General features: G+C 65.1%; 14 protein-coding genes and 1 tRNA gene. 11 read left to right on the forward strand and 4 right to left on the reverse strand.

Annotation, left to right across the window (positions count from 1 at the left end):
• Positions 1–150: 150 nt before the first annotated feature.
• The 4 genes from ACQR1I_RS13640 (at position 151) to ACQR1I_RS13655 (ending at position 2942) form a co-directional block, all read left to right on the forward strand.
• A complete protein-coding gene (locus ACQR1I_RS13640) occupies positions 151–660 on the forward strand; it encodes a hypothetical protein (protein WP_434867412.1) in 510 nt (169 codons plus the stop codon).
• A gap of 217 nt (positions 661–877) precedes the next feature.
• Positions 878–1504, forward strand: a complete 627-nt coding sequence (locus tag ACQR1I_RS13645; protein ID WP_434867411.1) for a hypothetical protein — start codon at positions 878–880, stop codon at positions 1502–1504.
• 35 nt (positions 1505–1539) lie between these two features.
• Positions 1540–2256 carry a phage terminase large subunit gene (locus ACQR1I_RS13650; protein WP_434867410.1) on the forward strand — a complete coding sequence of 239 codons (717 nt, stop codon included), beginning with the start codon at positions 1540–1542 and terminating at the stop codon, positions 2254–2256.
• Positions 2247–2942, forward strand: a complete 696-nt coding sequence (locus ACQR1I_RS13655) for a hypothetical protein (protein WP_434867409.1) — start codon at positions 2247–2249, stop codon at positions 2940–2942. Before ACQR1I_RS13650 ends, ACQR1I_RS13655 begins: the two co-directional genes overlap by 10 nt.
• On the opposite strand, the gene ACQR1I_RS13660 is transcribed toward ACQR1I_RS13655, so the two are convergent.
• Together ACQR1I_RS13660 and ACQR1I_RS13665 are read right to left on the reverse strand one after the other, a co-directional pair.
• Positions 2943–3731, reverse strand: coding sequence for a hypothetical protein (locus tag ACQR1I_RS13660; protein WP_434867408.1), 789 nt, complete (start codon positions 3729–3731; stop codon positions 2943–2945).
• A 224-nt stretch (positions 3732–3955) separates the two neighbouring features.
• Positions 3956–4032 (reverse strand) — tRNA-Arg (locus ACQR1I_RS13665).
• 444 nt (positions 4033–4476) lie between these two features.
• Here ACQR1I_RS13665 and ACQR1I_RS13670 point away from each other — a divergent pair.
• From ACQR1I_RS13670 to ACQR1I_RS13695, 6 genes are all read left to right on the forward strand, one after another.
• On the forward strand, positions 4477–9708 hold the full coding sequence (locus ACQR1I_RS13670) for an alpha-2-macroglobulin family protein (protein WP_434867407.1): 5232 nt from the start codon (positions 4477–4479) through the stop codon (positions 9706–9708).
• A complete protein-coding gene (gene pbpC / locus ACQR1I_RS13675) occupies positions 9705–11927 on the forward strand; it encodes a penicillin-binding protein 1C (protein WP_434867406.1) in 2223 nt (740 codons plus the stop codon). The genes ACQR1I_RS13670 and pbpC overlap by 4 nt, the downstream gene beginning before the upstream one ends.
• Positions 11928–11978: 51 nt before the next feature.
• Entirely contained in the window at positions 11979–13721 is a 1743-nt protein-coding gene (locus ACQR1I_RS13680) for an ArnT family glycosyltransferase (protein WP_434867405.1), read from the forward strand.
• Positions 13722–14507: a phosphatase PAP2 family protein gene (locus ACQR1I_RS13685; protein WP_434867404.1), complete on the forward strand. Its 786-nt coding sequence runs from the start codon at positions 13722–13724 to the stop codon at positions 14505–14507.
• A 93-nt stretch (positions 14508–14600) separates the two neighbouring features.
• On the forward strand, positions 14601–15338 hold the full coding sequence (locus ACQR1I_RS13690; protein ID WP_434867403.1) for a glycosyltransferase family 2 protein: 738 nt from the start codon (positions 14601–14603) through the stop codon (positions 15336–15338).
• Positions 15338–15676, forward strand: coding sequence for a lipid-A-disaccharide synthase N-terminal domain-containing protein (locus tag ACQR1I_RS13695; protein WP_434835449.1), 339 nt, complete (start codon positions 15338–15340; stop codon positions 15674–15676). Before ACQR1I_RS13690 ends, ACQR1I_RS13695 begins: the two co-directional genes overlap by 1 nt.
• 202 nt (positions 15677–15878) lie before the next feature.
• Here the strand turns inward: ACQR1I_RS13695 and ACQR1I_RS13700 are convergent, their stop codons facing one another.
• Together ACQR1I_RS13700 and metC are read right to left on the reverse strand one after the other, a co-directional pair.
• Positions 15879–17573: a Na/Pi cotransporter family protein gene (locus ACQR1I_RS13700; RefSeq protein WP_434867402.1), complete on the reverse strand. Its 1695-nt coding sequence runs from the start codon at positions 17571–17573 to the stop codon at positions 15879–15881.
• 134 nt (positions 17574–17707) lie between these two features.
• Entirely contained in the window at positions 17708–18901 is a 1194-nt protein-coding gene (metC, locus tag ACQR1I_RS13705; protein WP_434867450.1) for a cystathionine beta-lyase, read from the reverse strand.
• Positions 18902–19214: 313 nt separating this feature from the next.
• Here metC and ACQR1I_RS13710 point away from each other — a divergent pair, with 313 nt between their 5' ends.
• Complete coding sequence (locus ACQR1I_RS13710) at positions 19215–20231, forward strand: amino acid ABC transporter substrate-binding protein (RefSeq protein WP_434867401.1); 1017 nt, start codon at positions 19215–19217, stop codon at positions 20229–20231.
• Positions 20232–20257 lie beyond the last annotated feature (26 nt).

Consider the following 20257-nt stretch of genomic DNA (forward strand, 5'->3'; position numbering starts at 1 on the left):
CCACCTATCGCCCAAGGAGGGGCGTTCGAGAATCGCAAGCATTAGGGTGAATTCATCAGGAACTTCTTCTGATGTTCCTTCATGCAGTGATTAGATTCCAACTGTGCTGCACAAAACGAGCAGCGCTCGATAGATATAACGGAGGATATTATGCAACTACTTGAAAAAATTGCTTTTAGCGACATCGAAACGTCTGAACGCTGTTCATTGGTCAAACATGGTGAGATAGTGCAATTTTCCCACCTTCAGGAAACTCACATTGGTATTCGCACATTCTTCGACGATCCGATGGGAGGCAAAGAGGCGGTTTTTATAATCGGAGGTCCAGATCACGGCCATCTTCTTTCACTTGATCTGATCGGGAACCCGGCAGCACTTATCATAACGAAGCTCGTGCGTTTTGTGGCTGTTGAACCAGCGCCATTTATTGTTGGACGAACGTCAACGGCCGGTGAGTTATATCAGCAAAATGAGTCGGGAGCATTTCTTGCGAGTGGCGTTGTCGTCGACCAAAGCGTAAGGCGCCCGGCATACGTATACTTGACTCCAGAAGGGGAACAGTTCGGTTCGGGACATTGCCTAGCGATGATCAATCCTGGTCGTTGGCGTGGGATCTCGCACAGGTTTGAGGTAGAGGTTTTGCCCGATAGGACATCGTAAGCGTACCCGAAATCGCGCCATATTGGACGGTCCAATGTGGCGCTTCGTCGAAAGGCGCAACGATTAGCGGATTTTTAATCTTCTAGTCCTCATTATTCCTACGCAAATCCAATCGCTTAAAGCGCTATGTTGCGCTCATGTGGCGCCCTTGGCCGGTGACTCCGGCTGTGGGCGCTTTTTTCGGTTTCGCGTGGTCAATTCGCAGGTGTGTTGAGTAATGGGCAAATCCGGCCCGAAGTGTTCAATCTGCTCCCACAAGTCCCGGCATCAGATCGAGATCGGGCTCGCGCACGGCATCTCACACGAGGCGCTGGCCAGGCGGTTCAACGTCAGCCACGACGCGATCGGCCGTCACGCGAAGAACCACGTTACCCCGGCGATGCGCGCGGCGATCCTGACCGCGCAGGCGCCCAGCAAGATCGACCTCGCCGAGCTGCAGGCGACGGAGCAGGAAGGCTTGCTGTCGCAACTCGTGCACCAGCGGGCGCGGCTGCAGCAGCTCGCCGCCATGGCTGGCGATTACGGCGACGTCGGCGCGGCGATAAACGCAGAAGGCAAGATCACGGCCAACCTGGCGCTGGTCGGCAAGCTGCTCGGCATGATCGTGCAGCGCCACGACGTGCGGTCTACCAATCTCCTGGTAAGCGCCGATTATCTCGCCATCCGTCAGGTGCTCGTGGAGACGCTGCGGCCGTTCCCCGACGCGGCCCGGGCCGTGGGCGCGGCGCTGCACCGCCTTGAGACGGACGCCGCCGCGGCGATCACGCAGGCCACCAGGCCGGCGCCGAAGGTGATCGACGTAACGCCCGCAGCGCCGCCTTGCCCCGTGCCGCCGCCATGTTGATGGCCCGAGACATAGCGCGCGCGCTGGATCCGGCCTTGCTGGCCTCCGATGCGGATATCGTCCTGGACCCGTGGCAGGCGGAGTTCGTGCGCTCCGACGCGCCTCAGACTGCCATGCTCATTCCCCGCCAGCACGGCAAGACCGAAGCCGCGACCATCAAGGCGCTATCCGTCGGCACCACCGAACCCGACAGCCTCATTCTGATCGCCAGCCCCGCACAGCGCCTCTCTGACGAGTTCGTGCGCCGGTCCCGCAAGACTTACGGCAAGTTGGAAAATGTCCCTGAGCTGGTCGGGGACGCCGCGCGCCGTATGGAATTCGCAAACGGCTCCCGCATCCTGGCGCTGCCCGGCGACAACGACGGCGACACCCTGCGCGGCCTAGCAAACGTGCGCTTGGCCATCATTGACGAGGCGTCCCGCTGCTCCGACGATCTGATCACTGCCATCCGCCCCATGCTGGCCACCAACCCGCGCGCCCAACTCGTCTATTTGAGCACGCCCGCCGGCAAGCGTGGGAATTTCTACGAAACGTGGGTCACCGACGATCCGGACTGGCACAAGATCCGCGTCGAACTCGGGTCGTGCTCCCGCATCACGCCTGAATTCCTCGCCCGCGAGCGCAAGAATCTCGGTGAGACGAAATATCGCCAGGAATATCTCTGCGAGTTTCTCGACAGCGACGAGTCAGCGTTCGCGGGCGACATCATCGACGCGATGTTCACCAACGAGGTGCGGCCGCTATGGATGTGATTCTCAACCCGACGCTGGACGGTTGGCGATCCAGCTACGCGCGTCCGGTCGATCGCTGGTTGGTTGGCGTCGACCTTGGCCAGAGCACCGACCCGACCGCAATCACCGTCATGAACCATCGCGTCGTTCCGCTCGACGGGTGGGAATTGAACGAAAAGGCACGGATCCGTCGACAGAAACGAGCGGTGCATTTTGACGTTCGCCACCTCGAACGGCTCAAGCTCGGAATGTCCTATCCGCAGCAGATTCAGCACGTCGCCAATCTGCTCGTACGTCCGCCGCTGAGCTTACTCAATCCGCAACTCGTCATTGACGAGACGGGAGTCGGGCGGCCGGTCGGCGATATGTTCGATGCGGCCGGGCTCTATCCCGCGCGGATCACGATCACCGCCGGCCTCGAAGCGACACAGCACGGCGCCAAAACGTGGCATGTGCCAAAAGGGCTGCTGATTTCGAACCTCGAAGCACACGCACACAGCGGCGAACTGCGCATTGCTGCCGTTGCCAACGACGCCGCCGCGCTCAAGGATGAGCTGAAGGACTTCAAGCGCAAGATCTCGGAAGCCGGCCGGACGACCTATGCCGCGCGTGTTGGCGCGCATGACGACTTGGTGTTGTCGGTCGCAATCACGCTGTGGCTGGCGACGCAGGGACCGACGACCAGCATCCAAGAACTGAGGGTGTGATTAGGCAAGCGGGCTGTAAAGTTCAACCGCATCAAATTCGGTAGTATCGATCTTTGAAGAATCCATAACTATTCCATATCCTGCGATCGAGTCGCGAAACATACAGAAATACGCGGAGAAAGACGATCCGTTTGGATCAACTACAAATGTATAGTCAAATTGATCATTCAGGGTCACCCGATTTCTAACGAGTTGAGGGCGGCCGGAAAGCAAAGAGAGGAAATCCGCGAATAGTTCTCCGCGATGAGTGTACGCGTTCGTCATCCAGCGAATAAACATTTTACCGCTGGGTGGCAGGATGTCGTTAGTGTGCTTGTAATGCAGCGCACACAGTAGTTTTCGTAAAATGATTAGCGTAGAGTCTTCGGTGAGGCGTGCATCGAGGGCGCACATATCCAACTCGGAAAAGAGCGCGCCCTGCGGCAGCTTAAGTCCTTCAGCCTTGTAAAACGCACGCTTCTCTCGAGTCGACATCGGATGAAGAAGCCCAGGAAAATTGTTCTTAGCTGCATCGAGGTATTTGTGGAGCTCCTTCCTCTGAGACTCTGTTCTAGGCCCCGATGGGCCGAGCCTAGTGAGTATCGCGAAAACATTTTCGTGGCTGCGCGAGGTGGCGTTGCATTCCGAGCAAGCTGGGAAGCTATACCCTTCGGGCCAATTTCGTTCATCGAAGATTGACCTAGCAGGCTGGTGATCCTCCGTTGTCGCCGGCCTGCTTCCGCCGCAAAAGCAACAAAGTGGGTGTAGCTTAAAGAATTGATCTCGAAGCGATTTGCGATCGGCTTTCATCGAAAGGCTCGGTCTTATCCAGGATCGGATGCTATTGTAGGTTGCGGTTGATCGATAGGCTCAGATTGCATGCATCCTGTGGAAGCTCACGCTTTGCCATGTCGCGCTTATGTCGCACCGAGTAGCCGGGAGCCTCCGGGAATCGTTGGAAGTATTGGGGAATTTTGCGCAGCACGCGCGACATGAATTTGATTAGCTCAATGGGTTTAAGTTGTTGAAATCGTTGGCGATCCCAGCAGGACTCGAACCTGCAACCCGCGGAGTAGAAATCCGCTACTCTATCCAGTTGAGCTATGGGACCGTCGTCGCAAGATGAACGGCCGCGAGGGCGGTTCACGCGATACGCGCCGGCGGGCGGAGCCCGGCGACGCGGCTTCCATAGCACGGGTCATATGAAAAATCTCTGGTTTCGCCAAGAGTGAGCGAACCGGGAACGGGGTGGCGGCGACCAAGCGGAGGCGGAGGGCGGTTCTGGTCGCCTCGTCCGCGTGGCCACCGGCCCCTGACGGGGGTGCCGCGGCCTTTGCCGGTATGCCATGTGCTGTGAATTGCCGTTGATGAACAGATTTTCCGGTGCTGCACGCTCGACGATCACGGCGGCGGCGAACGGGCGCCATGGCCCCTGCAACCTCTGCCATCAGCCCGTCACCATTTCGCGTCCATTCTCGCCACGAATCGGCCAAACACGGGCATCGTTCGGGCTGTCCCGACGAGCCGTCCCCATCGCCGTCCAAGGAGTTGTCCCATGATCGGTCTGGTTCGCGCCGTCGCCGTCTGCGCCATCATGGCGCTCGGCCTCGTCTCCGCCGGGTCTGCAGCTCTCGCCGCCGACAAGGCGTTCAAGCGCGACGATCTGGCGGATGCCGCGATCAAGCTGGAGGCGCAGATCAAGAGCGAGGCGGGGGCGGTCAACAAGCCGCTGGCGACCTTGCGCACGGATGCCGACGCGGCGCTCCGGCGCAACGATCTGCGTACTGGGCTGCAGATCCTCGGGCAGATCGCGACCGCGGCGCCGGAGGATTCCGGCAACTGGCTGCGGCTGGCGCGTACCGTGCTCACCCAGATTCGGCCGTTCAACACCTCGGAGCAGACCTTCCTGTTGGAGCGCGCCTCGACCGCCGCCTACATCGCCTATCAGCGCGCCGGCAATGCCGGCGAGGAGGCGGATGCGCTGGCTCTGCTCGGCAAGACCATGGCCGAGCGCAAGCTGTGGCGGCCGGCGCTCGATACGCTCAGGATGTCGCTTGAGCTGCGCGAGGTCGCCGATGTCCGCGGACAGTATGAGCGGATGCGCGACGAGCACGGCTTCAAGCTGCTCGACTACACTGTGGATTCCGACTCGGCGAGCCCGCGCGCCTGCTTCCAGTTCTCCGAGGATCTCGCCAAGCGCACCGACTTCTCGCCGTTCGTGGCGCAGGCCGGCAATGACAAGCCGGCGCTGACCTCGGAGGACAAGCAGCTCTGCGTCGAGGGCCTCAAGCACGGCGAGCGCTACAACATCAATCTCCGCGCCGGGTTGCCGTCGGGCGTCAAGGAGAGCCTGCCGAAATCAGCCGAGTTCAACATCTATGTCCGCGACCGCAAGCCGTTCGTGCGCTTCACCGGCAAGGCCTATGTGCTGCCGCGCACCGGGCAGAAGGGCATTCCGCTGGTCAGCGTCAACACGCCCGCGGTCAACATCAAGGTGTTCCGGATCGGCGACCGCAACCTGATCAACACCGTCATCGACAGCGATTTCCAGCGGCCGCTGTCGAGCTACCAGCTCAGCGATCTCGGCAACGAGCGCGGCATGAAGGTGTGGAGCGGCGAGCTCTCCACTCAGATGACGCTGAACCAGGACGTCACGACGGCGTTTCCGGTCGACCAGGCGCTCAGCGACATGCAGCCGGGCGTCTATGTGATGACGGCGGCGCCGAAGGGCCAGGCGAGCGGCAATGACGAGGACAGCGGCGGCCAGCTCGCCACGCAATGGTTCATCGTCTCCGATCTCGGCGTCGCCGCGTTCTCCGGCAATGACGGCATCCACGTATTTGTCAACTCGCTCGCCTCGACCGATCCGGTGGCGCGCGCCGAAGTGCGGCTGGTCGCCCGCAACAACGAGATCCTGGCGACGCGCAAGACCGACGAGGCCGGCCATGTGCTGTTCGAGGCGGGGCTGGCCCGCGGCGAGGGCGGGCTGTCGCCGGCGATGCTGACGGTGTCAGGCGACAAGGCCGACTATGCTTTCCTCAGCCTGAAGACGTCGGCGTTCGACCTGTCGGATCGCGGCGTCGCCGGGCGCGAGGCCCCGGCCGGGCCGGATGCCTTCGTCTATTCCGAGCGCGGCGTCTACCGCTCCAGCGAGACGGTCTACCTCACCGCGCTGCTGCGCGACGGCAAGGGCAATGCCATGACCGGCACGCCGCTGACGCTGGTCGTCGAGCGTCCCGATGGCGTCGAGTTCCGGCGCGCCGTGCTGCCCGACCAGGGCGCCGGCGGGCGCTCGTTCAGCGTGGCGCTGAACTCGGCGGTGCCGACCGGCACCTACCGCGTGCGCGCCTTCACCGATCCGAAGGGCGCGGCGGTCGGCGAGACCACCTTCATGGTCGAGGACTACATCCCCGAGCGGCTGGAATTCGACTTGTCGTCCAAGGACAAGCAGATCAAGGCTGAGGCTCCAGTGGAAGTGAAGGTCGACGGCCATTTCCTGTATGGCGCGCCGGCCTCCGGCCTGCAGCTCGAGGGCGACCTGCTGGTGACCACCGCCGCCGAGCGGCCGGGTTTTCCCGGCTATCAGTTCGGCGTCGCCGACGAGGAGAGCGCCTCCAACGAGCGCACGCCGATCGAGGGCATGCCGGAGACCGACGCCAAGGGCGCCGCGACGTTCCCCGTGAGCCTTGCGAAGCCGCCGTCCTCCAGCCGGCCGCAGGAGGCACAGATCTTTGTGCGCCTGGCCGAGACCGGCGGCCGCGCCGTCGAGCGCAAGCTGGTGCTGCCGGTCGCGCCGAAGGCGGCGCAGATCGGCATCAAGCCGTCGTTCACCGGCAAGAGCGTCGGCGAAGGCGACAAGGCCGAGTTCGACGTCGTGTTCGTCTCGCCCGAGGGCAAGACGCTGGCGCGCAACGGGCTGCGCTATGAGCTCTTGAAGATCGAGTCGCGCTATCAGTGGTACCGGCAGAACTCCTATTGGGAGTACGAGCCGGTCAAGTCGACCAAGCGCGTCGGTGACGGCGATGTCACGATATCAGCCAGCAAGCCGGCGCGGCTGAGCTTCCAGCCGGAGGCCGGCCGCTACCGGCTCGACGTCAAGTCGGCGGATGCGGATGGCCCGGTGACGTCGCTGCAGTTCGACGTCGGCTGGTACACCGATGGCAGCGCCGACACGCCCGATCTCTTGGAGACCTCGCTCGACAAGCCGCAATACCAGTCGGGCGACACCATGGTCGTCACGGTGAATGCGCGCACCGCCGGCAAGCTCACGGTCAACGTGCTCGGCGACCGGCTGCTGACGACGCAGACCACCGAGGTCAAGGAAGGGACCAACCAGGTCAAGCTCGCGGTCGGCAAGGACTGGGGCACGGGCGCCTATGTCGTGACGACGCTCCGCCGCCCGCTTGATGCGGCCGCGCAGCGCATGCCGGGCCGCGCGCTTGGGCTGGCCTGGTTCGGCATCGACAAGTCCGTGCGGACGCTCAACGTCGCGCTGACGCCGCCGGCACTGGTGCGGCCGGGCGCGGCGTTGAAGATCCCGGTCAAGGTCGGCGGGCTCAATCCCGGCGAGGACGCCAAGATCGTAATCGCGGCGGTCGATGTCGGCATCCTCAACCTCACCAACTACAAGCCGCCGGCGCCGGACGATTATTATCTCGGCCAGCGCCAGCTCTCGGCCGAGATCCGCGATCTCTATGGCCAGCTGATCGACGGCATGCAGGGCACGCGCGGCCAGATCCGCTCTGGCGGTGACTCCGGTGGGGCCGAGCTGCAGGGCTCGCCGCCGACGCAGAAGCCGCTGGCGCTGTATTCGGGCATCGTCACCGTCGGGCCCGACGGCACCGCCGAGGTTAGCTTCGACATTCCGGAGTTCGCAGGCACCGCGCGCGTCATGGCCGTGGCGTGGAGCGCGACCAAGGTCGGCCGTGCCAATGTCGACGTGACCGTGCGCGATCCCGTGGTGCTGACCGCGACCCTGCCGCGCTTCCTGTTGTCAGGCGATCGCGGCACGCTGTCGTTCGACGTCGACAATGTCGAGGGCATGGCGGGCGACTACGTCGTCAGCGTCAAGGCAAGCGGGCCGGTCAAGGTCTCCGGCAACGCCAATGTGACGCTGAAGCTCGCGGCCAAGCAGCGGGCGTCGTCGACCCTGCCGCTTGATGCATCGGGCACCGGCACGGCGCAGCTCGATGTCGACATCAAGGGACCGAACGGGCTGAGCCTCGCGCGGCACTATCAGCTCGACGTCAAGCCGGCGACGCAGGTGCTGGCGCGGCGCTCGATCAGGACCTTGGCGAAGGGCGAGAGCCTGACGCTGACCTCGGACATGTTCAGCGACCTCGTGGCGGGCACCGGCACGGTGTCGCTGTCGGCGGGGCTGTCGACCGCGCTCGATGCGGCGACCATCCTCAAGGCGCTCGACCGCTATCCGCATGGCTGCTCGGAGCAGATCACTAGCCGCGCGATGCCGCTGCTCTATGTCAACGAGCTCGCCGCCGGCGCACATCTGGCGATGGATACCGAGGTCGACCAGCGCATCCGCGACTCGATCGATCGCTTGCTGGCGCGGCAGGGTTCGAACGGCTCGTTCGGGCTTTGGTCGGCCGGCGGTGACGATCCCTGGCTCGACGCCTACGTGACCGACTTCCTGACCCGCGCCCGCGAAAAGGGATTTGCGGTGCCGGACGTGCTGTTCAAGAACGCGCTCGACCGCGTCAGGAACTCGGTGGTCAATGCCGAGGAGCCTGAGAAGACCGGAGGCCGTGATCTCGCTTATGGCCTCTACGTGCTTGCGCGCAATGGCGCGGCGCCGATCGGCGATCTGCGCTATCTCGCCGACACCAAGCTCGGCAATCTCGCCACGCCGATCGCCAAGGCACAGCTCGCCGCCGCGCTGGCGTTGGTTGGCGACCGCGCCCGCGCCGAGCGGGTCTATGGCGCGGCAGCCGACAGCCTCGCGCCAAAGCCGGTGCTGGTGTTCGGCCGCACCGACTACGGCTCGGACCTGCGCGATGCCGCCGCGCTGGTGTCACTGGCTGGCGAGGGCAACGCGCCGCGCGCGACGCTGACCCAGGCCGTGGCCCGCGTCGAGGCCGCACGTGGCCTGACGCCGTACACCTCGACCCAGGAGAATGCGTGGATGGTGCTGGCGGCGCGGGCGCTCGCCAAGGAGACCCTGGTGCTCGATGTCAACGGCCAGGCCGTGAAGCAGGCGTTGTATCGCAGCTACAAGGCCGCGGAGCTCAGCGGCCAGCCGCTGAAGATCACCAACACCGGTGATGCGCCGGTGCAGGCGGTGGTCTCGGTGTCCGGCTCGCCGCTGACGCCGGAGCCGGCGGCGTCGAACGGCTTCAAGATCGAGCGCGGCTACTACACGCTCGACGGCAAGCCGGCCGACATCAAGACGGTGAAGCAGAACGATCGCTTCGCGGTGGTGCTGAAGGTCACCGAAGCCAAGCCGGAGTATGGACACATCATGGTGTCGGACTATCTGCCGGCCGGGCTCGAGATCGACAATCCGCGCCTGGTGTCGTCGGGTGACAGCGGAACGCTGGACTGGATCGAGGACGGCCAGGAACCGGTCAATACCGAGTTCCGCGACGACCGCTTCACCGCCGCGCTCGACCGCGCCGCCGACTCCAAGGCGGTGTTCACCGTCGCCTACGTCGTGCGCGTGGTGTCGCCCGGCAAATACGTGCTGCCGCAGGCCTATGTCGAGGACATGTACAATCCCTCGCGCTATGGTCGGACCGGGACCGGCTCCGTGGAGGTCCGCGCGGCGAAATGAGTGACGGTGGAACGAGTGGTGGTGGACGCAGGACGGAGCCTCAGTCTCCGTCGTCATGGCCGGGCTTGACCCGGCCATCCACGGCCGCGCGCGAGGACGGCGTGGATGCCCGGGTCAAGCCCGGGCATGACGAGAGGAGGGGGCGCGTCGCAAAACGTATAGCGGTACTTGCGCTCCTGCTATTCGTGGTCGTAGCGACGGCCCTCACCACCTACACCATCTCCCTCGGCCCACTTCCGCTGCGCGAAGCGAAAGCCGTCTCCACCACGGTGGTCGACCGCCACGGCAAGCTGTTGCGCGCCTATGCGATGGCCGACGGACGGTGGCGGCTGCCGGTCAGTGCGAAGAAGGATGTCGATCCGACCTATCTCAAGCTGCTGCTGGCCTATGAGGACCAGCGCTTCTTCGAGCATCACGGCGTCGATCCGCGCGCGCTGGCGCGCGCGGCGATCCAGCTGGGATCTCATGGCCACATCGTTTCCGGCGGCTCGACCATCACGATGCAGCTGGCGCGGCTGCTCGAACCCAGGCGGCAGCGCTCGCTGCACGCCAAGCTCAGGCAGATCGTCCGCGCGCTCGAACTCGACCATGAGATGAGCAAGGACGAGATCCTCGATCTCTATCTCACGCTCGCGCCTTACGGCGGCAATCTCGAAGGCATCCGCGCCGCCTCGATCGCTTATTTCGGCAAGGAGCCGAAGCGGCTGTCGCTGGCGGAAGCCGCGCTGCTGGTGGCGCTGCCGCAGTCGCCGGAGACGCGAAGGCTCGACCGCCATCCGGAGGCTGCGCGGCGCGGCCGCGATCGCGTGCTCGACCGCATGGTCTCGGAAAACGTAATCTCCGCCGAGGACGCCGCGCAGGCGAAGGCGCAAGCCGTGCCGGCGTTCCGCAACCCGATGCCGATCCTGGCGCCGCATGCGGCCGACCAGGCGACGGCTATCGTGAAGGACCAGCCGATCATTCGGCTGACGCTGGATGCCTCGCTGCAGAAGGTCCTTGAGCCCTTGGCGCGCGACCGCGCCGTTGCGCTGGGACCGAACGTCTCGGTCGGCATCATCGTGGTCGACAACGACAGCGGCGACGTGCTCGCCCATGTCGGCTCGGCGGATTATTTCGACCAGAGGCGGGCAGGGCAGGTCGACATGACCCGTGCGGTGCGCTCGCCCGGCTCGACGCTCAAGCCCTTCATCTATGGCCTCGCCTTCGAGGATGGCTTCGTGCATCCGGAGAGCCTGATCGAGGACCGCCCGGTGCGCTTCGGCTCCTACGCGCCGGAGAATTTCGATATGACGTTCCAGGGTACGGTGCCCGTGCGCAAGGCGCTGCAGCTGTCGCTGAACGTGCCGGCGATCGTGCTGCTCGATCGCGTCGGCGCCAGCCGGCTGTCGTCGCGGCTGAAGCAGGCGGGCGGCAATCTGGTGCTGCCGAAGGACGAAGCGCCGGGCCTCGCCATGGGCCTCGGCGGCGTCGGCGTGACCCTGCAGGACCTCGCCCAGCTCTATGCCGGGTTCCCCCGTCTCGGCACCACCAAGCCGCTGCGCGAGATCATCACGGCCGATGAGACCGACCCGCGCGAGCCGATGCGGCTGATGGACCCTGCGGCCGCCTGGCAGGTCGGCAACGTGCTCCTGGGAACGCCGCCGCCGGAAAACGCGGCGCGGAACCGGATCGCGTTCAAGACCGGCACCAGCTACGGCTATCGCGACGCCTGGTCGGTCGGCTTCGACGGCCGGATCACGATCGGCGTCTGGGTCGGACGCCCCGATGGGGCGCCGGTGCCCGGCCTGATCGGCCGCGTCTCAGCGGCGCCGATCCTGTTCGACGCCTTTGCCCGCAGCGGCAAGCTGCCGGCCGCCTTGCCCAAGCCGCCCAAGGGGGCGCTGGTCGCCGGCAATTCAAAGTTGCCGTTGCCGCTGCGCCGGTTCCGCCCGATCGGCGAGCTCGTGCGCACCGGCGCGGAGCAGGCGCCGCATATCCAGTTCCCGCTGAATGGCTCGCGGATCGATGTCGACCGCTCCGCCGGACAGGAGGCCTCGGTGATGCCGGTGAAAGTGTCCGGCGGCGTGCTGCCGCTGACGATGCTGGTCAACGGCCTGCCGGTCGGCGAGATCGACAGCCGGCGCCAGCGCCTGATCGATCCGCCCGGGCCGGGCTTTGCACGCCTGACCGTGATCGACGCCACGGGCGCTGCGGACACAGTTGTGGTCAGAATCCAGTGACCGTTCGCTAAGCGGTTGTCGGCATGGCGGTTTCAGCGTATTCGGAACCCCATGGTCGAGACCTATGCCCGCCCCCGTTTTGGAGAGCCGCGCGAGCCGAAAAACCTGGTGAATCCGGGCAGTCGGCTGGTGCGGATGATCGATGCCGTCACCGTGAGCCACACCAGGGCGATCGCGTTCCTGCTCGTCTGCGGCCTGCTTTTGTTTCTGCCCGGCTTCTTCACGATCCCGCCCATCGACCGCGACGAGGCGCGCTTTGCGCAAGCCACCAAGCAGATGGTCGAGAGCGGCGATTACGTCGACATCCGCTTCCAGGACGACGTGCGCTACAAGAAACCGGCCGGCATCTACTGGTTGCAATCGGCTGCGGTCGAGACCGCCTCGGCGATCGGCCTGCCGCGGGCGCAGCTGCGCATCTGGGTCTATCGAATTCCCTCGCTGATCGGCGCGATCGGTGCGGTGCTCCTGACCTATTGGACGGCGCTCGCTTTCGTGACGCGGCGTGGCGCAGTGTTCGCGGCACTGTTGATGTGCTGCTCGGTGCTGCTCGGCGTCGAGGCGCGGCTCGCCAAGACCGATGCGATGCTGCTGTTCACGGTCGTCGCCGCGATGGGCGCGCTGGCGCGCGTCTATCTGTCCTGGCAGCGCGGTGACGATCCGGAGCGTCCGCCGTGGGGACCGCCGGCGATCTTCTGGACTGCGATCGCCGTGAGCATCCTGGTCAAGGGCCCGCTGATCCTGATGCCGGTCGGGCTGGCGATCATTTCGCTCGCGATCATGGACCGCGGCGCGAACTGGCTGTGGCGTCTGCGCCCCCTGTGGGGCCTGATGTGGATGCTGGTGCTGGTGCTGCCCTGGTTCGTGCTGATCTTCCTGCGCTCCGGCGACGCCTTCTTCGCGGACTCCGTGGGTGGCGACATGCTCGCCAAGATCTCGGCCCAGGAGTCGCATGGCGCTCCGCCCGGCCTCTATCTGCTGCTGTTCTTCATCACCTTCTGGCCCGGGGCGCCGCTGGCGATCATGGCCGCTCCCGCCGTGTGGCGCGCGCGCCGCGAGCCTGGCGCGCAGTTCCTGCTGGCGTGGCTGGTGCCGTCCTGGATCGTGTTCGAGGCCGCGCTGACCAAGCTGCCGCATTACGTGCTGCCGCTGTATCCGGCGATCGCGATCCTGACCGTCGGCGCGCTCGAGCGGCGCGTATTGTCGCGCTCCTGGCTGCGCCGGGGCGCGGCCTGGTGGTTCGCGATCCCGGCGATTACATCGGTGGTGGCCGTGATCGGTGCCATCATCGTCGCGCACCAGCCGGTGTTCCTGGCTTGGCCGTTCGTCGCGGCCTCGCTGATCTTCGGCCTGTTCGCATGGTGGCTGTATGACGACAGCCGCGCCGAGCGCTCGCTGCTGAATGCCGGCGTGGCGGCGATGTTCCTTGCGTTCGTGGTCTACGGCGCGGTGCTGCCGGCGCTGACGCCGCTGTTCCCGAGCGCCGAGATCGCACGCGCCCTGCGAAACGTGGTGTGCGTCGGGCCCAAGGCGGCCGCCGCCGGCTTCCACGAGCCGAGCCTCGTGTTCATGACGGGCACCTCGACGCAATTGACCGACGGCTCCGGCGCGGCCGACTTCCTCAGCCAGGGCACATGCCGCTTCGCCCTGATCGAGCAGCGCACCGAGCGCGCCTTCGTGCAGCGCGCCGAGGCGATCGGGCTGCGCTACAACGTCGCCACTCGGATCGACGGCTACAACATCTCGCAGGGCCGCGCGGTCTCGATTGCGATCTACCGTTCGGAAGGCACCGAGTAGATGGCGGCGGAAACACCCTCGTCATCGTCGTATGTCGCGCAGCTCGCCCTGGTCGGCAAATTCTCGCTCGGCCGCCTGGTGCGCCGGCCGCAGACGGCGCCTGACGCGGCGGCTTGGCAGCGCCTGTCGCGTCAGTTGCTGCTGCTCGGCGGCATCGGCATCGGCACGATTCTGGTGCTGATGGTCGCCTTCGACGCCTATGAGATCGGCTTGATGCCCGCGCGCGGCACGCCGAGCCTGTGGCCTTGGCGCATGATCACCGATTTCGGTAAGGATGAATATGTGCTGGGTCTGCTGGCGGTCGGCGTCGTCGCGACGATCCTGATCGTGCCGCTGTGGCCCGAGGCGACGCGCAGCCGCCTGCTCAACTTCGCCACCCATGTCCAGTACCTGTTCTTCGCGTTGCTGACCTCATTGCTTGCCGCTCAGGTGCTGAAATACGTCATCGGCCGCGGCCGGCCCTTCGTCGGCGGCGAGGCGAACGCCTTTCACTTCGATCCCTTCAACGGCACGCCGGCCTATTTCAGCATGCCCTCGGCGCACGCCGTGACCGCGTTCGCACTGGCCTTCGCGATTTCAGCGGTCTGGCCGCGGCTGCGGATTCCGATGTTCATCTATGCCGCTATCATCGCGCTCAGCCGGCTGGTGCTGCTGGCTCACCATCCGAGCGATGTGGTCGCTGGCGCCGTCCTCGGCCTCGCCTGCGCCATGCTGGCCCGCTACTGGTTCGCAGCACGGCGGCTCGGCTTTCGACTGTCGAAGGACGGTCGAATCGTACCGCGCTAGGGGGTTGCGAGCGGGGCCCAAGCCCCATAATAAGCCTCCGCCGCAGCGCCCGGGGCAGGAACCGGTCCGATCACGTCATCACGAGTCCCCATCTTGTCGACCGAAACCCCCGTTGCCGTCTCCATCGTCGTTCCCGTGCGCAACGAGTCCGGCAACATCACGCCGCTGATCACCGAGATCGCGGCCGCGCTCGATGGTCGCTGGCCCTACGAGATCATCTACGTCAATGACGGCTCGACCGACGACACCGCGCAGCGGCTCGCGGAGGAGATGGCGCGCCGGCCGAACCTGCGCGTCCTGCGCCACGAGAAATCGACCGGTCAATCCGCGGCCGTGCGCAGCGGCATCCGCGCCGCCCACGGCGCCATGGTCGCAACGCTCGACGGCGACGGGCAGAACAATCCAGCCTTTCTTCCCGACCTCATTGCCGCGCTCGACAAGGGCGGCGCTGGTGTCGGCCTCGTCGCCGGCCAGCGTGTCGGCCGCAAGGACACCGGCTTCAAGAAGCTGCAGTCGCGGATCGCCAACAAGATCCGCAACGCCGTCCTGCATGACGGCACCCGTGACACCGGCTGCGGCCTCAAGGCCGTCCGCCGCGACGTGTTCCTGATGATGCCGTATTTCGATGGTCTGCACCGCTTCCTGCCGGCGCTGGTGCGGCGCGAGGGCTACGACATCGCCTATATCGATGTGATCGATCGTCCTCGGCACTCGGGCGTATCGAACTACGGCTTCTTTGACCGGCTGTGGATCGGAATCATGGATCTCGCCGGCGTGTGGTGGCTGATCCGCCGCAAGAAGCCGACGCCGGTCGCGATCGAGGTGAAGTGATGCTGATTCAATTCGGGCAGGCGTTCAGCAACTATCTCTACGACATCTTCATCGCCAAGTTCGATTTCTGGCTGGTGTTCGGCCTCGCCGCCCAGCTCGCTTTCGCCGCGCGCTTCCTGGTGCAGTGGATCGCGAGCGAACGCGCCGGCAAGAGCGTCGTGCCGCTCGCGTTCTGGTTCTTCTCGATCGGCGGCGGGCTGATGACGCTGGTCTATGGCCTGGTGAAGCGCGAGCCGGTCATCATCTTCGGCCAGCTGCTCTCGAACATCATCTACGTCCGCAACGTCATGCTGATCTTCAAGAACCGCCAGCGAGAATCGCAGACGCTGAGCAATTGAGCGGCGGTGCTGACTTGCCGGATCTGAGCTGGTGCAGTGGGAATCAGCATCCGCCTCTGACATCGATTTGGGCGCAACTCGTCCCAAGCCGTCATGCCCGGGCTTGTCCCGGGCATCCACGTTCTTCCTCGTTGCTAGACGTGGATGGCCGGGACAAGCCCGGCCATGACGGAGCAGAATAATTTGCAGCGCGCCAGTGCGCTCAGCGTGGCAGCGGCTGAGCTCGGGACGAGGGCAGGGCGACCGGCGCGGGGCTGTCCGCCACTTCGCTCCGGCGACTAGCCACCTCGCCCGCCGCATCCAGCACCGGATACGCCACCGAGCAGATGTGTGAGTGGATGCGCCGGAGATCGCGCAGAACGTCGAGGTGCAGTGAGGTGGTTTCGAGCGTCTCCGAGCGGCCCTCGCGCAGGCGCTCGAGATGGCGCTCGGTGGCGGCGAGCTCGGCGTTGCGGAGTTCGCTCTTCTGGTCCAGCAGCTGATGCGCCTGCTGCGCGTTGCCCGACATGAAGATGCCGAAGGCGATGCGCAGCGATTCCATGATCTGGCGGTGGAACGCCTGCAGCTCGTCGGCGCCTTCGATCGAGAACTGGAAGCGGCGCTTGATCTTCTTGGTCGCGAGCTCGCTCAGGTTCTTGTCGATGATGTCGCCGATATGCTCGAGGTTGATCGCGAAGGAGATGATCTCCATCGCGCGCTTGCCCTCGCGTTCGTCGAGGCTGCCGCGCGTCAGCTTGGTGATGTAGAGCTTGATCGCTTCGTCGAGCCGGTCGACGATGTTGTCGGTGCGCGAGACCTGGTCGACCAGGCCGCGGTCGTTGGTCATCATCGCCGTCATGACGTTGCGCAGCATGGTCTCGACCAGATCGCCCATGCGCAGCGCCTCGCGCGCGGCGTCGGCGAGCGCAAGCGAGGGCGTCTCGAGCGCCGTCTCGTCGAGATAGCGCGGCTTGGCCGGATCGACCTCGGCCGGACGGTCCGGGAACAGCCTGACCAGCAGCTTTTCCATGCCGCCGAGCAGGCCGATGAAGATCACCGCCGTGCCAAGATTGAAGGCCATGTGGAACTGCGCGGTCAGCTTCGACAAATCGGGCTGCCACAGTTGCAGCTGCTCCGCGAGCGGATGCAGGAACGGCGCGATCAGTCCGACGCCGATGATGCGGTTGAGGAGATTGCCGACCGGCAGGCGATAGCTCGCCGGATTGTCGCGGCGGGCGCCCTCGAACACCGGATTGACCGCGCTGCCGAGATTGGCCCCGAGCACGAGCGCCAGCGCCGCATCAGGCGTGATGAAATGCGCATAGGCGAGCGACATCACCAGCAGCACGCTGGCGACGCTGGAATGCACGATCCAGGTGACGGCGGCGCCGAAGATGATGCACAGCGTGACGTCGGCGGTGATCGCCTGCATGAACACGCGCATCGCCGGCGCCTGCTCGGCGGGCGCGAGCGTGTCGATCAGGATGTGCAGCGACAGCAGCATCAGGCCGAGGCCGATCGACACCCGGCCGATGTCCTTGATGCGCGAGCGCGGCCCGCTGCGGAACGCAACCAGCCCCAGGATGAACAGCACCGGCGCCACCGCGGCGACGTTGAACGAGAGCACCTGGACGATCAGCGTCGTGCCGATATTGGCGCCGAGCATGATCGCGAGCGCCGGAATCAGCCCGACCAGACCTTCGGCCGCGAAGGAGGTGGTGATGAGGGCGGTCGCGGTGCTGCTCTGCAGCAAAGCGGTGAGACCAAGGCCCGCGGCCAGCGCGCTGAAGCGATTGCGCAGCGCACGCGACAGCAGCAGGCGGAGATCCGGACCGAAGGCGCGCAGAATGCCGCTGTGGACCATGTGGAGGCCCCACAGCAGCAACGCCACACCGCCCATCAGATCGAGAAGAACCATGGATTTCCGTTCGTATCCGCTTCCGTCAATGCCGAGGCTACGCCCAATCGGCAGCGGATCAACGCCATTTTGTCAGCCCCGCCTGCCTGATCGCGGGGCGTTCCGTTGTCGTCGGCCAGTGTGATCGGGCGTGATCAGGCCGCGTTGAAGGCGGCGAAGCCGCGGTCGAGATCCGCCTTGAGATCCTCGACATCCTCAAGGCCGATGTGCAGGCGCAGCGTCGGGCCGCCGGGCGCCCAGGTTGTGGCGCTGCGGTAGCTGGTGCAGTCGAACGGGATCGCGAGGCTTTCGAAGCCGCCCCAGGAATAGCCCATGCCGAACAGCGTCAGCGTATCGAGCATGGCGTCGACAGCGGCCTGCGGCTTCGGCTGCAGCACGATGCTGAACAGGCCCGAGGCGCCGGTGAAGTCGCGTTTCCAGATCGCGTGCCCCGGGTGGCTCTCCAGGGCGGGATGCAGCACCTCGATCACTTCGGGACGCGCGGCGAGCCAGCGCGCCATCTCCAGGCCTGAGCGGTGGTGCTGCGCCAGCCGCACCCCGAGCGTGCGCACGCCGCGCAAGGCCAGGAACACGTCGTCCGGGCCGGCGCAGACGCCGAGCAGGCGGATGCCCTCGGCAATCAACGGCCAGGCTTTCTCGTTCGCCGAAATCGTGCCGAACATGATGTCGGAATGGCCGCCGATATATTTGGTCGCCGCCTGCATGCTGATGTCGACGCCCTGTTCGAGCGAACGGTGGTACAGCGGCGTGGCCCAGGTGTTGTCGTCGATGACCAGCACGCCATGGGCGTGCGCCACGGCGGCAATGGCCGGAATGTCGGGCATCTCGAACGACTGCGAGCCGGGCGCCTCGACAACCACCGCGCGTGTATTCGGCTTGAGCAGTTGCTCAATTCCTGTGCCGATCAGCGGGTCGAAATAGGTCGTTTCGACGCCGTAGCGCGCCAGCATGCCGTTGCAGAAATTGCGGGTCGGACGATAGATGCTGTCGCAGACCAGCACGTGATCCCCGCCCTTGAGCACCGACAGCAGGGTCGTGGAGATCGCCCCGAGACCGGACGGGGCAATGCCGACGCCAGCGCATTGCGGCCCTTCGAGCGCCATCAGCGCCTGCTGCAATGCCTTTGTCGTGGGCGTCCCATGGCGGCCATATTGGAATTCGCCGCGGTGCGCGTGCAGATCGTCGGCCGTCGGGTAGAGAACGGTCGAACCGTGAACGACAGGGGGATTCACGAATCCGTGCTGCGCCTTCGTGTCCCTGCCCGCCGTGATCAGCCGTGTTCCGACATTTTGTCGCACCGCCGCAGCGGGGTCGTTGTTCGAGGCCATTCGCGTGTCTGCTTTCGTGTGAGGCTGCCGGAATCGCGAAATTCGGGCAGGGGCGATCGTTAATAACAGAATGCAGAACAGGGCCGTCAACCCCTTGACCCGGACCGCCAGTCGTTCTGTGATGCTGGCGCAATTCGATCGCTGCACGTTGAGGGGCTTGCCGCGATTTCCGCTCCATCAGTCCTGCATGGCTTGGCCGTGCATGGGAGCGCCATATTGTTGGTATGGCGTTTGCAGTGGCGGATTCAGGTCGGGCCCATCGACGCGCTGAGATTTCATCGCTCCCCAAGGACGACTGCGAAAGGCTGTATTTATGAAACGCGTCACTCTGGCTCTCACTCTTGCTCTCGCCCCGGTCATGGCGAGCGTCGGCGCCCACGCCGAAACGCTCAAGACCGTCAAGGATCGCGGCATGGTCGCCTGCGGCGTCAGTCAGGGTCTGCCCGGTTTCTCGAACCCGGACGACAAGGGCAACTGGACCGGGCTCGACGTCGACGTCTGCCGCGCCATTGCCGCCGCGATCTTCAACGATCCGACCAAGGTCAAGTACGTCCCGCTGTCCGCCAAGGACCGCTTCACCGCGCTGCAATCCGGTGAAATCGACGTGCTGTCCCGCAACACGACCTGGACCCTGTCGCGCGACACCTCGCTCGGCGCCAACTTCGCCGGCATCACCTATTATGACGGTCAGGGCTTCATGGTGAAGAAGGCTCTGAAGGTCAATTCCGCGCTCGAGCTGAACAGCGCCTCGGTCTGCGTGCAGACCGGCACCACGACCGAGCAGAACCTCGCCGACTACTTCAAGGCCAACAAGATGAAGTACGAGGTGATCGCGTTCGCCGGCGCTGACGAGACCATCAAGGCCTATGAGTCCGGCCGTTGCGACGTGTTCACCACCGACGTCTCGGGCCTTTATGCCGAGCGCCTCAAGCTCGCCAATCCGGCCGATCACGTCGTGCTCCCCGAGGTGATCTCGAAGGAGCCGCTCGGCCCGATGGTGCGCCACGGCGACGACCAGTGGTTCGACGTCGTGAAGTGGACGCTGTTCGGGCTGGTCACGGCCGAGGAAATGGGCGTCACCCAGGCGAACGTCGACGAGATGGCCAAGTCTGACAAGCCGGATTTCAAGCGCGCCTTCGGCACCGACGGCAATCTCGGCGAGCAGCTCGGTCTGACCAAGGACTGGTTCTCGCGGATCGTCAAGGCGGTCGGCAATTACGGCGAGATGTACGACCGTAACGTCGGCGCCGGCTCCAAGCTGCAGATCGCCCGCGGTCTGAATCAGCTCTGGAACAAGGGCGGCCTGCAGTACGCACCGCCGATCCGCTGATCGCTGTACGATATCGGGGCTGCGGC

Source organism: Bradyrhizobium sp. HKCCYLS2038 (assembly GCF_051167655.1).
Lineage (GTDB): Bacteria > Pseudomonadota > Alphaproteobacteria > Rhizobiales > Xanthobacteraceae > Bradyrhizobium.

What these genes read in the sequence shown, in the direction of transcription:
- ACQR1I_RS13640 (WP_434867412.1), top strand. Translation starts at nt 151, where the DNA reads ATGCAACTACTTGAAAAAATTGCTTTTAGCGACATCGAAACGTCTGAA.
- ACQR1I_RS13645 (WP_434867411.1), top strand. Translation starts at nt 878, where the DNA reads ATGGGCAAATCCGGCCCGAAGTGTTCAATCTGCTCCCACAAGTCCCGG.
- ACQR1I_RS13655 (WP_434867409.1), top strand. Translation starts at nt 2,247, where the DNA reads ATGGATGTGATTCTCAACCCGACGCTGGACGGTTGGCGATCCAGCTAC.
- ACQR1I_RS13660 (WP_434867408.1), bottom strand. Translation starts at nt 3,731, where the DNA reads ATGAAAGCCGATCGCAAATCGCTTCGAGATCAATTCTTTAAGCTACAC.
- ACQR1I_RS13670 (WP_434867407.1), top strand. Translation starts at nt 4,477, where the DNA reads ATGATCGGTCTGGTTCGCGCCGTCGCCGTCTGCGCCATCATGGCGCTC.
- pbpC (WP_434867406.1), top strand. Translation starts at nt 9,705, where the DNA reads ATGAGTGACGGTGGAACGAGTGGTGGTGGACGCAGGACGGAGCCTCAG.
- ACQR1I_RS13680 (WP_434867405.1), top strand. Translation starts at nt 11,979, where the DNA reads ATGGTCGAGACCTATGCCCGCCCCCGTTTTGGAGAGCCGCGCGAGCCG.
- ACQR1I_RS13685 (WP_434867404.1), top strand. Translation starts at nt 13,722, where the DNA reads ATGGCGGCGGAAACACCCTCGTCATCGTCGTATGTCGCGCAGCTCGCC.
- ACQR1I_RS13695 (WP_434835449.1), top strand. Translation starts at nt 15,338, where the DNA reads ATGCTGATTCAATTCGGGCAGGCGTTCAGCAACTATCTCTACGACATC.
- ACQR1I_RS13700 (WP_434867402.1), bottom strand. Translation starts at nt 17,573, where the DNA reads ATGGTTCTTCTCGATCTGATGGGCGGTGTGGCGTTGCTGCTGTGGGGC.
- metC (WP_434867450.1), bottom strand. Translation starts at nt 18,901, where the DNA reads ATGGCCTCGAACAACGACCCCGCTGCGGCGGTGCGACAAAATGTCGGA.
- ACQR1I_RS13710 (WP_434867401.1), top strand. Translation starts at nt 19,215, where the DNA reads ATGAAACGCGTCACTCTGGCTCTCACTCTTGCTCTCGCCCCGGTCATG.